At 51.5% G+C, this 12,864-nt stretch carries 14 protein-coding genes and 1 pseudogene; 6 read left to right on the forward strand and 9 right to left on the reverse strand.

Going from position 1 to position 12,864, the window contains the following annotated elements; all coding sequences use genetic code 11:
- Positions 1-7: 7 nt before the first annotated feature.
- Positions 8-1,417, forward strand: coding sequence for a nitrogen regulation protein NR(I) (gene glnG / locus ACERJC_RS21680; RefSeq protein ID WP_042325420.1), 1,410 nt, complete (start codon positions 8-10; stop codon positions 1,415-1,417).
- 110 nt (positions 1,418-1,527) lie between these two features.
- Positions 1,528-1,638 carry a YshB family small membrane protein gene (locus tag ACERJC_RS21685; protein WP_090050632.1) on the forward strand — a complete coding sequence of 37 codons (111 nt, stop codon included), beginning with the start codon at positions 1,528-1,530 and terminating at the stop codon, positions 1,636-1,638.
- A 78-nt stretch (positions 1,639-1,716) separates the two neighbouring features.
- On the opposite strand, the gene hemN is transcribed toward ACERJC_RS21685, so the two are convergent.
- From hemN to ACERJC_RS21700, 3 genes and pseudogenes are all read right to left on the reverse strand, one after another.
- The gene (hemN, locus tag ACERJC_RS21690; RefSeq protein WP_371896153.1) at positions 1,717-3,090 is read right to left on the reverse strand and encodes an oxygen-independent coproporphyrinogen III oxidase; all 1,374 of its coding nucleotides are present in this window, start codon (positions 3,088-3,090) and stop codon (positions 1,717-1,719) included.
- 187 nt (positions 3,091-3,277) lie between these two features.
- Positions 3,278-3,790, reverse strand: a complete 513-nt coding sequence (gene yihI / locus ACERJC_RS21695; protein WP_152401029.1) for a Der GTPase-activating protein YihI — start codon at positions 3,788-3,790, stop codon at positions 3,278-3,280.
- 103 nt (positions 3,791-3,893) lie between these two features.
- Positions 3,894-4,095 (reverse strand): annotated as a pseudogene (locus tag ACERJC_RS21700) (hypothetical protein).
- Positions 4,096-4,367: 272 nt separating this feature from the next.
- On the opposite strand from ACERJC_RS21700, the gene yihA reads away from it, so the two are divergent.
- The gene (gene yihA, locus ACERJC_RS21705; protein WP_152401028.1) at positions 4,368-5,000 is read left to right on the forward strand and encodes a ribosome biogenesis GTP-binding protein YihA/YsxC; all 633 of its coding nucleotides are present in this window, start codon (positions 4,368-4,370) and stop codon (positions 4,998-5,000) included.
- A gap of 233 nt (positions 5,001-5,233) precedes the next feature.
- Here yihA and spfP read toward each other — a convergent pair whose 3' ends face one another.
- Positions 5,234-5,281, reverse strand: coding sequence for a small protein SpfP (gene spfP / locus ACERJC_RS25540; protein ID WP_071892919.1), 48 nt, complete (start codon positions 5,279-5,281; stop codon positions 5,234-5,236).
- Between the two features lie 166 nt (positions 5,282-5,447).
- The gene (gene polA / locus ACERJC_RS21710) at positions 5,448-8,234 is read right to left on the reverse strand and encodes a DNA polymerase I (protein WP_373672469.1); all 2,787 of its coding nucleotides are present in this window, start codon (positions 8,232-8,234) and stop codon (positions 5,448-5,450) included.
- A gap of 364 nt (positions 8,235-8,598) precedes the next feature.
- Between polA and yihG the strand changes: the two genes are divergently transcribed.
- Complete coding sequence (gene yihG, locus ACERJC_RS21715) at positions 8,599-9,534, forward strand: 1-acylglycerol-3-phosphate O-acyltransferase, YihG family (protein WP_178827284.1); 936 nt, start codon at positions 8,599-8,601, stop codon at positions 9,532-9,534.
- 12 nt (positions 9,535-9,546) lie between these two features.
- Here the strand turns inward: yihG and dsbA are convergent, their stop codons facing one another.
- The 3 genes from dsbA to ACERJC_RS21730 form a co-directional block, all read right to left on the reverse strand.
- Positions 9,547-10,170, reverse strand: coding sequence for a thiol:disulfide interchange protein DsbA (dsbA, locus tag ACERJC_RS21720; RefSeq protein WP_152401022.1), 624 nt, complete (start codon positions 10,168-10,170; stop codon positions 9,547-9,549).
- A gap of 14 nt (positions 10,171-10,184) precedes the next feature.
- Complete coding sequence (locus ACERJC_RS21725; RefSeq protein ID WP_152401021.1) at positions 10,185-11,171, reverse strand: serine/threonine protein kinase; 987 nt, start codon at positions 11,169-11,171, stop codon at positions 10,185-10,187.
- A gap of 76 nt (positions 11,172-11,247) precedes the next feature.
- Positions 11,248-11,517 carry a YihD family protein gene (locus ACERJC_RS21730; protein ID WP_042325406.1) on the reverse strand — a complete coding sequence of 90 codons (270 nt, stop codon included), beginning with the start codon at positions 11,515-11,517 and terminating at the stop codon, positions 11,248-11,250.
- 69 nt (positions 11,518-11,586) lie between these two features.
- On the opposite strand from ACERJC_RS21730, the gene mobA reads away from it, so the two are divergent.
- The gene (mobA, locus tag ACERJC_RS21735; RefSeq protein WP_373672471.1) at positions 11,587-12,171 is read left to right on the forward strand and encodes a molybdenum cofactor guanylyltransferase MobA; all 585 of its coding nucleotides are present in this window, start codon (positions 11,587-11,589) and stop codon (positions 12,169-12,171) included.
- Entirely contained in the window at positions 12,168-12,674 is a 507-nt protein-coding gene (gene mobB / locus ACERJC_RS21740) for a molybdopterin-guanine dinucleotide biosynthesis protein MobB (RefSeq protein ID WP_373672474.1), read from the forward strand. Before mobA ends, mobB begins: the two co-directional genes overlap by 4 nt.
- Here the strand turns inward: mobB and ACERJC_RS21745 are convergent.
- The coding region (locus ACERJC_RS21745) for a hypothetical protein (RefSeq protein WP_373672472.1) at positions 12,660-12,864 on the reverse strand (205 nt) is incomplete at its 5' end. The genes mobB and ACERJC_RS21745 overlap by 15 nt on opposite strands.

Genomic DNA, 12,864 nt, shown 5'->3' on the forward strand with positions numbered 1-12,864 from the left:
GGTGCTTATGCAACGAGGGATAGTCTGGGTAGTTGATGACGATAGTTCCATCCGTTGGGTGCTTGAACGTGCTCTCGCCGGAGCGGGTCTGAGCTGTACGACCTTTGAAAACGGTAACGACGTGCTGGGCGCGCTGGCCAGCAAAACGCCGGACGTACTGTTGTCCGATATTCGGATGCCGGGGATGGACGGGCTGGCGCTGTTAAAGCAGATTAAACAGCGTCATCCGATGCTTCCGGTCATCATAATGACCGCACATTCCGATCTGGATGCCGCCGTCAGCGCCTATCAACAAGGGGCGTTTGATTATCTACCGAAACCCTTTGATATCGATGAAGCAGTGGCGTTGGTTGAACGCGCCATCAGCCATTATCAGGAACAGCAGCAGCCGCGCAATATCCAGCTCAACGGCCCGACCACCGACATCATCGGTGAAGCGCCGGCCATGCAGGATGTGTTTCGTATTATCGGGCGGCTCTCTCGCTCTTCCATCAGCGTGTTGATCAACGGAGAATCCGGGACGGGTAAAGAACTGGTTGCGCATGCCCTGCATCGCCACAGCCCGCGCGCCAAAGCACCGTTTATCGCACTGAACATGGCAGCGATACCCAAAGATTTGATCGAGTCAGAACTGTTTGGTCATGAAAAGGGGGCGTTTACCGGGGCAAATACTATTCGTCAGGGACGCTTCGAACAGGCCGATGGCGGCACGCTGTTTCTTGATGAGATCGGTGACATGCCGCTGGATGTGCAAACACGCCTGTTGCGTGTGTTAGCCGACGGTCAGTTTTACCGCGTTGGCGGCTATGCGCCGGTGAAGGTGGACGTGCGAATTATCGCTGCGACCCACCAGAACCTGGAGTTACGCGTCCAGGAAGGCAAGTTTCGTGAGGATTTGTTCCATCGTCTGAATGTCATCCGTGTGCACCTTCCACCGCTGCGCGAGCGTCGGGAGGATATTCCGCGCCTGGCTCGCCATTTCCTGCAAGTTGCGGCTCGCGAACTGGGCGTAGAAGCCAAGCTATTGCACCCGGAAACCGAAGCCGCGCTGACGCGACTGGCGTGGCCTGGCAACGTTCGCCAACTGGAAAATACCTGTCGCTGGCTAACCGTGATGGCGGCCGGGCAAGAGGTATTGATTCAGGATCTCCCTGCAGAGCTATTCGAAGCCACCGCGCCGGAAAGTCCGTCTCATCTCCAGCCGGACAGTTGGGCCACGCTGTTGGCGCAGTGGGCGGATCGGGCGCTGCGTTCCGGTCATCAAAACCTGTTGTCAGAGGCACAGCCTGAAATGGAACGCACGTTGCTGACGACAGCGCTCCGTCATACACAGGGCCATAAACAGGAAGCGGCACGCTTGCTCGGATGGGGGCGTAATACCCTGACGCGTAAGTTAAAAGAGCTGGGAATGGAGTAACGTCACACGCTTGTGTAAAGATTAATAATTGAGCGCAAATTGCCGTTATTTTGCGCTTTACTGTTCCGATGAGTTCAGTATGATCGTGCCCGGCAAACGGGGGACTTACCATGCTGGAATCGATTATAAATCTGCTATCAAGCGGAGCGGTCGACAGCCATACGCCACAAACTGCGGTCGCCGCAGTACTGTGCGCCGCGCTGGTTGGGCTGTTCAGCTAACGCTGTGCCGGATGGCGCTAATGCTTAATGGCTCTACACGTTGTAGGCCGGATAAGCGAAGCGCCATCCGGCAACAGATTAAATCACTCTCGAAAACTGCTGCATCCGCGCTTTCTGGCGCAGATACGCATCAAAGCACATGCAAATGTTACGAATCAGCAGGCGGCCTTTCGGCGTGACCTGAATGCCCTTCTCTGTCACATCCACCAGCCCATCTTTCGCCAGCGGTGCCAACAGCTTCAGGTCTTCGGCAAAGTAATCCGCGAAGTTCAGATCCCACTGCTGCTCAACTGCGGCATAGTCGAGACGGAAGTTGCAGATCAGCGACTTGATGACGTCACGACGGATACCGTCATCACGGGTTAGCGCGATGCCGCGCCACAAGGCATTCCCCTGTTCATCCACCTGCTGATAGTAGCGTTTCAGCTCTTTCTGGTTCTGGGCATAGCAATCGCCAATCATGCTGATGGCAGAAACGCCCATCCCCAACAGATCGGTGTCCCCCTGGGTGGTGTACCCCTGGAAATTACGATGGAGAACACCTTTGCGCTGGGCAATTGCCAGTTCATCATCCGGGCGGGCAAAGTGGTCCATGCCGATAAACTGATAGCCGGTCTCTGTCAGCGAGGAGATGGTTTCTTGTAAAATATCCAGCTTCTGCTGTGCGCTGGGCAGATCGGCGTCTTTAATTTTGCGCTGTGCGGCAAACAGCGTTGGCAAATGCGCATAGTTAAAGACGCTCAGACGATCGGGGCTCAATTCCGCCACCCGCTTCAGGGTAAACGCGAAACTTTCCGGCGTCTGTTTGGGTAAACCATAGATCAGATCGATATTGGTCGAGGTAAAGCCGATGTCACGCGCGTGATTAAGCAGCGCAAAGATAAACTCTTCATCCTGTTCACGGTTAACCAGCCGCTGAACCTCTTTGTTGAAGTCCTGCACGCCCATACTGAGACGATTAAAGCCTTCTGCGCGTAAATGATCGAGCACGTCCAGTTCAATCTCTCGGGGATCGACTTCGATCGAAATCTCCGCATCCGCATTGAAGTGGAAATTATTCCGCAGCAACGTCATCAGACGGCTGATTTGCGCTTTATTCAGGTAGGTTGGCGTGCCGCCGCCCCAGTGCAGTTGGCTAACCTGGCGTGCGGCAAACAGCGGCGCACGATGAAGAATTTCCTGTTCCAGCGCATCCAGATACTGATCGGCCTTATGCTGCTGTCGGGTCACAATCTTATTGCAGCCACAGAAGTAGCAGAGTTTGTGGCAAAACGGGATATGAACGTAAAGCGAAAGCGGGCGCTCAGGATAGCGCGCGACGGCCTGTAAAAACGCCGATTCGCCAAACGCGTCTGAAAATTCCAGCGCGGTCGGGTACGAGGTATAGCGTGGCCCGGAATAGTTATATTTCTGGATCAGGGCCAGATCCCAGTCTATTTGTTGTTCAGACATGCTCACTCCTTCCGATGGCGTCTCTGGCGGGTACGGCGTACCGGCCTCACTCCATTTCGAGTGCTAAGCCGGCTGCGCAGCCACTTCTGTCGCCGCGACAACCGCTGTAGTTTAACGAATAACCACACCAGATAACATATAACCGGAAGGGTTATAAGCAGGACGGGCAGGCCCACGGCGTAAACCGTTAGTTACCGCCCCGCAGCAGGCGCATCATATCTTCCTGCTTCTCGTCATCTTCCTCTTCTTCTTCGTCATCATCGTAGGAGAGGCCCAGCTTCTGCATCAGCTCATCGATGCGATCCAGTTTGGCATCTACCCAGGACTGATCTTCCGCGCTCAGGGTTTCGCCTGCTTCCAGACGTTCTAACAGCGCATCCAGGCGCTCATCCGTTTCCAGTAAATCCAACTCAGCCTGCGGTGAAAGCATAGGTTTCTCACTCTTCGGTTTGTGCTGTTTGGTGACTTTTTCGGTCACGCCCAATGGAATAGGGGTTTTACTGCCGATGCGTGGATCTTTCTGTTGGTTCTTGTTTTTGCCGCCTGACGCCGCGTCGCCACCGGTCGCACGGCTACCCGCCGCGTGTCCACGGTGTTTTTTCTGACGCTTGCGGTCACGAGCTTCCAGGTTCAGCTCTTCACGGGTTTTACGGCGTGCCTTTGCAGGACCTTTGCCGCGTGGTGTAGAAGTGGATTTCATAGTGATTCGTCTTTGGCTGTTTTATTCAGTATACAATTGCGCCGGAATCTAGCAGAAATAAAGAAAAAAGGCGACAGATTGCTCTGTCGCCTTTTCACCTTACTCACAACCCTGAACGGGTCCTACATTCCCTGTCGGCTGTCAACACACCCTGTTTATCCTTCAGCCTGGAACATTCCGTGTCTTTTCCGTTTCCGTATACCAACGTCTCCGAACGCCTGTCATCCTGACAATCCTGTGTCTTCGCCTCCTGGCGCTCCTGACCCTCATCCTGAGTCGTCTTCCTGTACAGCTATCCTCGCTATGGGGGTTACTCTACTCTTTTGAAGTAAAGTAACAAGTCACTGGTCGCACAGTTCTGATATTTTCAGAATATTACATACTTTTAATACCATGATTTAGTTGATTTATTTAATTATTTGCCCTGCAATTACTCCTAAATTTCGTATAAGAACGATCGGCAATGTCTCACAACGAGCAAGGTTTTTACTCACAGCAGGCCCATGCCGAAAAATCAGTCTTTTGCTCCTGTTCAGGTATAATCGCGGCAAAGCTTTAACTGACGGAGACGACCGCTTTGATTAACCTGAATTATCAACAGACGCACTTTGTAATGAGCGCGCCTGATATTCGCCATTTACCTTCCGATACTGGAATCGAAGTGGCATTTGCTGGCCGTTCCAACGCAGGTAAGTCCAGCGCACTGAACACGCTGACCAATCAGAAGAGCCTGGCGCGTACCTCGAAAACGCCTGGCCGTACTCAGCTTATTAACCTGTTTGAAGTGGTCGACGGCAAACGACTTGTTGACTTACCCGGCTATGGTTACGCCGAAGTGCCGGAAGAAATGAAGCGCAAATGGCAACGCGCACTGGGTGAGTATCTGGAAAAACGCCAGAGCCTGCAGGGACTGGTGGTGTTGATGGATATTCGCCACCCGCTGAAAGATCTCGACCAACAGATGGTCCAGTGGGCCGTCGAGAGTAACATCCAGGTGCTGGTGCTGCTGACGAAAGCGGACAAACTGGCAAGTGGGGCGCGTAAGGCCCAGTTGAATATGGTCCGTGAAGCGGTGTTAGCCTTTAACGGCGATGTGCAGGTTGAGACCTTTTCATCGCTGAAAAAGCAGGGTGTGGACAAATTACGGCAGAAGCTGGACAGCTGGTTTAGCGAACTGGCACCGGTTGAAGAGGATCAGGACGGAGAGTAATTCATCGCAAGGGCGGATAACGACGCAGCGCGTCTTATCCGGCCCACAGATCGTGTTTCGCTTTTACTCAAAATAATTCATGTTGCAGGAAGGCAGCGACGCAGTGAATGCTCAGGGGCTTACATCAGTAAGTAACTGAGGTGAGAGAGGAAACCAACGCACCTGCAGCGTGAAGTATGAAGAGTAAAATAAAAAACGCCCCAGTCAGAAACTGACTGGGGCGGCTAAAATATTCAGCCAAATCCGATTACGTGAAGTAAAAGGTCTGAAAGATAGAACATCTTACCTCTGTACCCTACGCGAATAACTTTACTCTTTTTTGAGCAGCGCAGAAAGCACTTTTTGTAATTTTTTTTCATTCTTTACATAGGTAATTCCAATACCCATCACAAAACGCGCGCACTTATGTTGCTTAATTACGAAAAAAGCGCGTTATCCAGCGGCCACTTAGTGCGCCTGATCCCAGTTTTCACCACTCCCGACTTCCACCAGCAGTGGCACATCAATGCGCGTGCAGTTTTCCATCAACTGATGGATCCTTTTCGCTGCCGCATCCAGGTCGTCTTTATGTACTTCAAACACCAGTTCATCGTGCACCTGCATGATCATACGCACGCGCGGTTTCTCCGTTTCCAGCCAGCCATCGACCGCAATCATCGCCCGTTTGATGATATCGGCTGCGGTTCCCTGCATTGGGGCGTTAATCGCCGCACGCTCAGCACCAGCACGACGCGCGCCGTTGCTGGATTTGATATCCGGCAGATAGAGACGACGGCCTTCCAGCGTTTCAACATAGCCCTGCTCTTTCGCCTGAGCGCGAGTGCGTTCCATGTACTCCAGTACGCCAGGATAACGTTCGAAATAGAGGTCCATATACTTCTGCGCTTCTTTACGCGGAATATTCAACTGACGCGCCAGACCGAACGCGCTCATACCGTAGATCAGACCAAAGTTGATCGCCTTCGCGCTGCGGCGCTGCTCACTTGTTACCGTCTCCAGCGGCAGACCAAATACTTCTGCAGCGGTGGCGCGGTGAATATCTTTCCCTTCAGCAAACGCTGTCAGCAAACCTTTGTCGCGTGACAGGTGCGCCATAATACGCAGCTCAATCTGTGAATAGTCCGCAGAAACAATCAGGTAATCCTTCGGCGGGATAAATGCCTGACGGATACGACGTCCTTCCTCGTTACGGACCGGAATGTTTTGCAGGTTTGGATCGGTCGATGACAAGCGGCCCGTCGCGGTCACGGCCTGATGATACGACGTGTGCACACGCCCGGTTTTCGGGTTAATCATCAGCGGCAGTTTGTCGGTGTAGGTCGATTTCAGCTTCGCCAGGCCACGATACTCAAGAATCACTTTAGGTAGCGGGTAATCCAGTGCCAGCTCTTCCAGCACCTCTTCAGACGTCGATGGCGCGCCGCCTGGGGTTTTCTTCAGTGGCTTAATGCCCTGTTTTTCGAACAGGATCGTCTGCAACTGCTTAGTTGAAGAGAGGTTAAACACTTCTCCTGCGATGTCATGCGCTTTCTGTTCCAGCTCCGCCAGACGCAGGGTGATCTCCTCGGAGTGCTTATGCAGTACCGCAGGGTCTATCTTCACACCGTTACGCTCTACGCGAGATAACACCGGTACCAGCGGCATTTCGATGTTTTCAAAGACATTCAACGGCCCTTTATGCTGCTGCAGTTCTGGCCACATTTTCAAATGCAGTTGTAAGGTGACGTCAGCATCTTCTGCCGCATAACGCCCGGCCTCTTCCAGCGCGATCTGATTAAAGGTCAGTTGGTTCTTCCCTTTACCCGCAATCTCTTCGAAGGTGATGGTTTTGTGCTTCAGCCAGCGATCGGACAAGCTGTCCATATCGTGACGCCCGGCAACGCTGTTCAGAATGTACGATTCGAGCATGGTATCAAAAGCGATGCCACGCAGTTCGATGCCATAATTCGCCAGAATACCGCGATCGTACTTCAGATTTTGTCCAACCTTACGCGCGTTTTCATCTTCAAGCAGCGGCTTGAGCATCGCCAGCGCACGATCGCGGGAAATTTGATCCGGCGCATCCAGATAGTCATGCGCCACAGGCACATAAGCCGCCACGCCTGGTTCAATAGCGAATGAGAGCCCCACCAGATTGGCAGAGATGTTATCCAGACTGTCGGTTTCGGTATCGAAGGCAAACACGGGCGCTTTTTTCAGCTTCGCAATCCACGTTTCCAGCGTCGGTTCATCGAGAATCGTCACGTAGTTATCGTAGGAAAGCACAGCAGCGGTTTCTTCCTGTGCGCCATCGACAACGATCGTTTCCTGCGGTTTTGCCGCCGGTTTTGTCCCTTTCGCCTGTAGCCACTTGCCCGCTTCAACATCAGCGGTCCAGCGTTTGAACTCATACTTTTTAAACAGCCCGACCAGTTCGTCAGCCTGTGGCTGTTGTACTTCCAACTGTTCGCAGGTCAGTTCCAGCTCAACGTCTGTTTTGATCGTCGCCAGTTTATAGGAGAGGTAGGCAACCTCTTTATTTTGCTCGAGTTTACCCGCCATGGTTTTCGCACCACGGAACGTCAACCCGGCAATTTTATCTGACTCAGCGTAAAGCGTATCCAGCCCACCCAGTCCCTGTAACAGCGCCTGAGCGGTCTTTTCCCCAACGCCCGGTACGCCCGGAATGTTATCGGAGGAATCCCCCATAAGCGCCAGAAAGTCGATGATCAGTTCGGGTGGCACGCCGTATTTCGTCACAACTTCATCCGGACCAAGAATAGTGTTGGTCATGGTATTGATGAGTGTGATGTTTGGCGTGACCAGTTGGGCCATATCTTTATCACCGGTACTGATCAGCACCGGACGCCCCACTTTTTCCGCTTCACGTGCCAGGGTGCCAATAACATCGTCCGCTTCCACGCCGGATACGGCCAGCAGCGGCAACCCCATCGCTTTCACCATCGCATGTAACGGTTCGATCTGCGCCCGCAGATCGTCCGGCATTGGCGGGCGATGCGATTTGTAATGCTCAAATAATTCGTCACGGAAGGTTTTACCCTTGGCATCAAATACCACTGCGGCATGTGTTGGCTGATACTGCAGGATCAGGCTGCGCAGCATATTGAGGACACCGTACATCGCGCCTGTCGGTTCACCCGCGCTATTGGTTAGCGGTGGAAACGCATGGTATGCGCGATAGAGATAAGAAGAGCCATCTACAAGGATAAGTGGGTTTTCTGGGATCTGAACCATAATGTCCGTGCCTGTTTATCAGATTATGGATAAAGGATGCCACAGACGGGATGAAAACATGAGTTTTTCACCACATTTGTCGTAAATCTTTTGTAGATCTTCTGGATCGCTCGCAAAGGCGCCTGTGGATAACTTTGTGCATAATTAATTTTCATCACATTAATATCAAATCAATGATTTTATCATCATCTATTTTATTGATTATTTTCAATAAGTTATAAAAACAACAAAATAAACCCTTTATGTTTTCATTGAATTACGGAATGTGGATAGATATGGCGTATTTTTCTCTGTCGTGAAGAACCGTCATTTGAGTTATTTTCTGATAAAATCAGCCCCCTTGCGCGACTTTAGCGTACTGTTTATGGCTAATCCTTTGAATAATTTAATCACGGCGAGATTGCTCGCTACAGTCACCCTGTTGCTGAGCATCGCATTGACCATTGTGGTCACGATTTTATGCTCTGTACCGATCATTCTTGCCGGACTGGTAAAGCTCCTGCTACCCGTTCCTTTCGTCTGGCGCAAGGTGTCTTTGTTTTGTAATTTCATGATGTACTGCTGGTGTGAAGGGCTCGCCCTGCTGCTACATCTCAACCCGTGGTTGAAATGGGATGTGCAAGGTCTGGAAGGTCTCAGCAAGAAAAACTGGTATCTGCTGGTGTGTAATCACCACAGCTGGGCTGACATCGTGGTGCTGTGTGTGCTCTTCCGTAAACACATTCCCATGAATAAGTATTTCCTCAAACAGCAACTGGCCTGGGTGCCCTTTATCGGTCTCGCCTGCTGGGCGCTGGATATGCCGTTTATGAAACGTTACTCACGCGCGTATCTCTTGCGGCATCCAGAACGTCGGGGTAAGGATGTTGAGACCACCCGCCGGTCCTGTGAAAAGTTTCGCGCACATCCCACCACGATCGTCAATTTCGTCGAAGGCTCTCGCTTTACCGAAGAAAAACGTCAGCAGACTCGTTCGCCGTATAAACATCTGTTACCGCCAAAAGCAGCAGGCATCGCAATGGCGCTGAACGTGTTAGGTTCGCAATTCGATAAATTACTTAACGTTACGCTGTGCTATCCAGAAAACGACCGTACGCCATTCTTCGATATGCTGAGCGGGAAACTGACGCGCATTGTGGTTCGCGTGGATATGCAACCCATTAAGGAAGATCTGCACGGTGACTACGTGAACGATAAAGGATTTAAGCGCCGTTTCCAGCTATGGCTAAATACGCTGTGGGGAGAAAAAGACTTGCTAATAGAAGAGATTAAAGCGACAAGTAAAAACGCCGGTCGCTGACCGGCGTTGCTTTTATTTCTTACCGACCAGATATTTCACCGTGTCCGCATATTGCTGAACAAAGATATCCATGCTGCTGGTATCCATACCCTGCGGATTCACCTGATATTTGCCGTTAACAAACATCGCCGGTACGCCCTGCAGTTGCAGATCGGCAGCGGCTTTTTCCTGCTGCGCAACCAGTGATTTCACGACAAAGCTGTTCCATGCCGCATCGTAATCTTCGCCTTTAACGCCGGCATCCACGAATACTTTACGGATATCCGCAACGCTCTGTACGGTCTGGGTTTTCTGTACACCTTCAAACATCGGCACAGTCACTTTATCTTCAACACCCAGCGCGATCGCCACAGCCCACGCTTGCGTCAGATCCTTGCCCAGCGGGCCCAGGAACTCGACGTGGTACTTAGTCATTTTGACGCCTTCCGGAAGTTTTTTCTTCACGTTATCAGAAACATGAAGGACTTCTTCAAACTGGTAGCAGTGTGGGCAATAGAAAGAGAAAAACTCCAGCACCTGCGGTTCACCGGCAACGGGCTTTTCCAGGGTGGTATACTGCTTACCATCCTCGAATTGCGCTGCCGATGCGCTGAAAGCTAAAACCATACCAGCCAGCGCCAGCCAAATCTTTTTCATGATTACGTCTCCGATTAATACATAGGTGTTAATTGTAATGGGGGTTCTTGCAGAACTTTTGCCTGCTCGATAAATGTCGCGGTCTGTCGTTGCCAGTAATCTTCCCCGGTCAACCACGGGAAGTTTTTAGGAAACGCAGGATCGTCCCAACGACGCATCAGCCAGGCAAGATAATAAACCAAACGCATGGCACGTAAAGGTTCAATCAGTTCAATTTCAGACGTTTCGAACTCATTAACGTCTTCATAAGCTTCAATAATCGTCTCAAGCTGCATACGTTGCTCAGCTTTATCACCATTAAGAAGCATCCACAGATCCTGAATGGCAGGACCGTTGCGGGAATCATCTAAATCGACAAACAGCGGCCCCTCGCGCCAGAGGATATTTCCGGCGTGACAGTCGCCGTGTAGACGTAACATGTCAAAATTCGTATGCCACCGGTCAGTGACGGCCACAATCAGCGCATCCGTCGCCTTCAGGAAGGCGGCCTTTTGTCCTGACGGAATGAGGCGAGCATACTCGAAGAGTTTACGCGGCTCGACGAGGTATTCGTCCAGCCCAATGGTTGGTCGCCAGGTAAATGGTCGCTTACGACCGATCTGATGCAGGCGCCCCAGATAACGGCCCACCGCTTCCATTTGATCGATATTGTCCGCTTCGAACTGCCGACCACCTACGCTTGGAAAAATCGCGTAGTGGAACCCCTGATGCGACAACAGCGTCTGCCCCTTAAAAGCCAGCGGCGCGGCAACCGGGACGTCATCTTCGAGCAGTTCAATCGCAAACTGATGCTCTTCCAGGATCTGATCAACCGACCAGCGCTCAGGGCGATAAAATTTAACGACAAAACGCTGACGGTCTTCATCCTGAAACTGGTAGACACGGTTTTCGTAGCTGTTAAGCGGAGTAAGACCAGAATCCACCCGGATCCCCTGCTCAAACAGCGCATCCATGATGGTATCCGGGTGTAATGTCTGGAAATTGAAAGCGTTGTTGTTCATCCCATCATCCGGAAAATACGTCGAATGATTCAGGATATCATTTCATAACAACTTCGGTGGCCCCACTTACAAGCTTTTACTCTTTAATTACGCCACGGGCACGCAGCAGCGCCGTTTTGAAATCTTCCTCGTAGTCTTTTTGGATACCGGGAATAACAGCGTCTTTTGCAGAGTCGCGCATTTTCAGGTGATAGATCAGAATGTCGTCGGTTAAATCCGCCAGTTCACCGTCAAAACCTGACTCTTTCGCCAGTTTCTGCAAAAATTGCATCAGGTTAAGGTCGGGCTCTTTTTGCCAGGCTGGCTGGAGGAGTTCAATAACTTCATTCAGGCGTTTACATTTCATGGTCGTGCTCCTTACTCTTGATACAGACACGTTAGCAGGGTCAATCCCACAATAAAAGAGGCGATATCAGTGAATCAGGTTAGTGCAATAACAGGGGTTGTACTTGCTGGCGGAAAGGCCAGGCGGATGGGCGGCATTGATAAAGGCCTGCTTGAGCTTAAAGGGAAACCGCTGTGGAAACATGTCGCCGATACGCTGTTATCGCAACTGGAAACGGTAGTTGTGAATGCCAATCGCCATCAGGATATTTATCGCTCTGGCGGCCTGAAAGTCATTTCGGATGCGATCGCGGATTTTCCCGGTCCGCTGGCGGGTATGCTTTCTGTTTTCCAACAGGAGAACGGCGACTGGTTTCTGTTTTGTCCCTGTGACACCCCTTTTATCCCGCAGACGCTGGTTGCCCGATTAAGTGCCCGACGCAATCAGGCACCGGTGGTATGGGTGCACGATGGCGAACGGGATCACCCCACCATTGCGCTGGTTCACCGCTCGGTTCAGCCGTTTTTGCAGACTTATCTACAGTCTGGCGAGCGACGGGTAATGGTTTTTATGCGTCAGGCCGGTGGACATGCCGTTGATTTTAGCGACTATAAGGACGCGTTTGTGAATGTGAATACCCTTGAGGAGCTCGATAAATGGCAGGAAAAACAATGATCCCTTTACTGGCTATCGCCGCGTGGAGCGGAACGGGAAAAACGACGCTGCTCAGGAAGCTCATCCCGGCTCTGTGCGCCGCCGGGATCCGTCCTGGACTTATCAAGCATACGCATCACGATATGGACGTGGATAAGCCCGGCAAAGACAGCTATGAGCTACGCAAAGCGGGGGCAGCGCAAACCCTGGTCGCCAGTCAGCAACGTTGGGCATTGATGACCGAGACGCCAGAAGCATCCGAGCTGGATTTAGCGTACCTGGTCAGCAGGATGGAGACTACCACGCTGGATATGGTGCTGGTTGAGGGATTTAAGCACGAAGCCGTCGCGAAGATCTTATTGTTTCGACAGGGATGTGGACGCAGTGTGGAAGAACTGACCATTGATGAACACGTTATTGCGATTGCCAGTGACGTTCAACTTGATGTGGATATTCCGCAATTAGATATCAATGATATACAGCAGATTTCAGCATTCATTTTACGCTGGCTAAAGGCGCAGTAAATCCAATAAAGCGTCTCTTTCTCCGCTCAAATAATCATCCCATAAACGCAAAAAGGCCATCCGCAGGATGGCCTCTTCACTGAACTGCAGATAAAACAAAAAAACCCCATGCTTTCGCATGAGGTTTTCCTGTTTATTTGATGCCTGGCAGTTCCCTACTCTCACATGGGGAGACCCCACACTACCATCG

This window comes from Citrobacter telavivensis (assembly GCF_041807075.1).
In the GTDB taxonomy this organism is placed as follows: domain Bacteria; phylum Pseudomonadota; class Gammaproteobacteria; order Enterobacterales; family Enterobacteriaceae; genus Citrobacter_A; species Citrobacter_A telavivensis.

Excerpts from the sequence above, each read along its gene's own strand:
- polA (WP_373672469.1), bottom strand. The coding sequence starts at position 8,234 with ATGGTTCAGATCCCAGAAAACCCACTTATCCTTGTAGATGGCTCTTCT.
- yihG (WP_178827284.1), top strand. The coding sequence starts at position 8,599 with ATGGCTAATCCTTTGAATAATTTAATCACGGCGAGATTGCTCGCTACA.
- ACERJC_RS21725 (WP_152401021.1), bottom strand. The coding sequence starts at position 11,171 with ATGAACAACAACGCTTTCAATTTCCAGACATTACACCCGGATACCATC.
- yihI (WP_152401029.1), bottom strand. The coding sequence starts at position 3,790 with ATGAAATCCACTTCTACACCACGCGGCAAAGGTCCTGCAAAGGCACGC.
- glnG (WP_042325420.1), top strand. The coding sequence starts at position 8 with ATGCAACGAGGGATAGTCTGGGTAGTTGATGACGATAGTTCCATCCGT.
- dsbA (WP_152401022.1), bottom strand. The coding sequence starts at position 10,170 with ATGAAAAAGATTTGGCTGGCGCTGGCTGGTATGGTTTTAGCTTTCAGC.
- ACERJC_RS21685 (WP_090050632.1), top strand. The coding sequence starts at position 1,528 with ATGCTGGAATCGATTATAAATCTGCTATCAAGCGGAGCGGTCGACAGC.
- mobB (WP_373672474.1), top strand. The coding sequence starts at position 12,168 with ATGATCCCTTTACTGGCTATCGCCGCGTGGAGCGGAACGGGAAAAACG.
- ACERJC_RS21730 (WP_042325406.1), bottom strand. The coding sequence starts at position 11,517 with ATGAAATGTAAACGCCTGAATGAAGTTATTGAACTCCTCCAGCCAGCC.
- hemN (WP_371896153.1), bottom strand. The coding sequence starts at position 3,090 with ATGTCTGAACAACAAATAGACTGGGATCTGGCCCTGATCCAGAAATAT.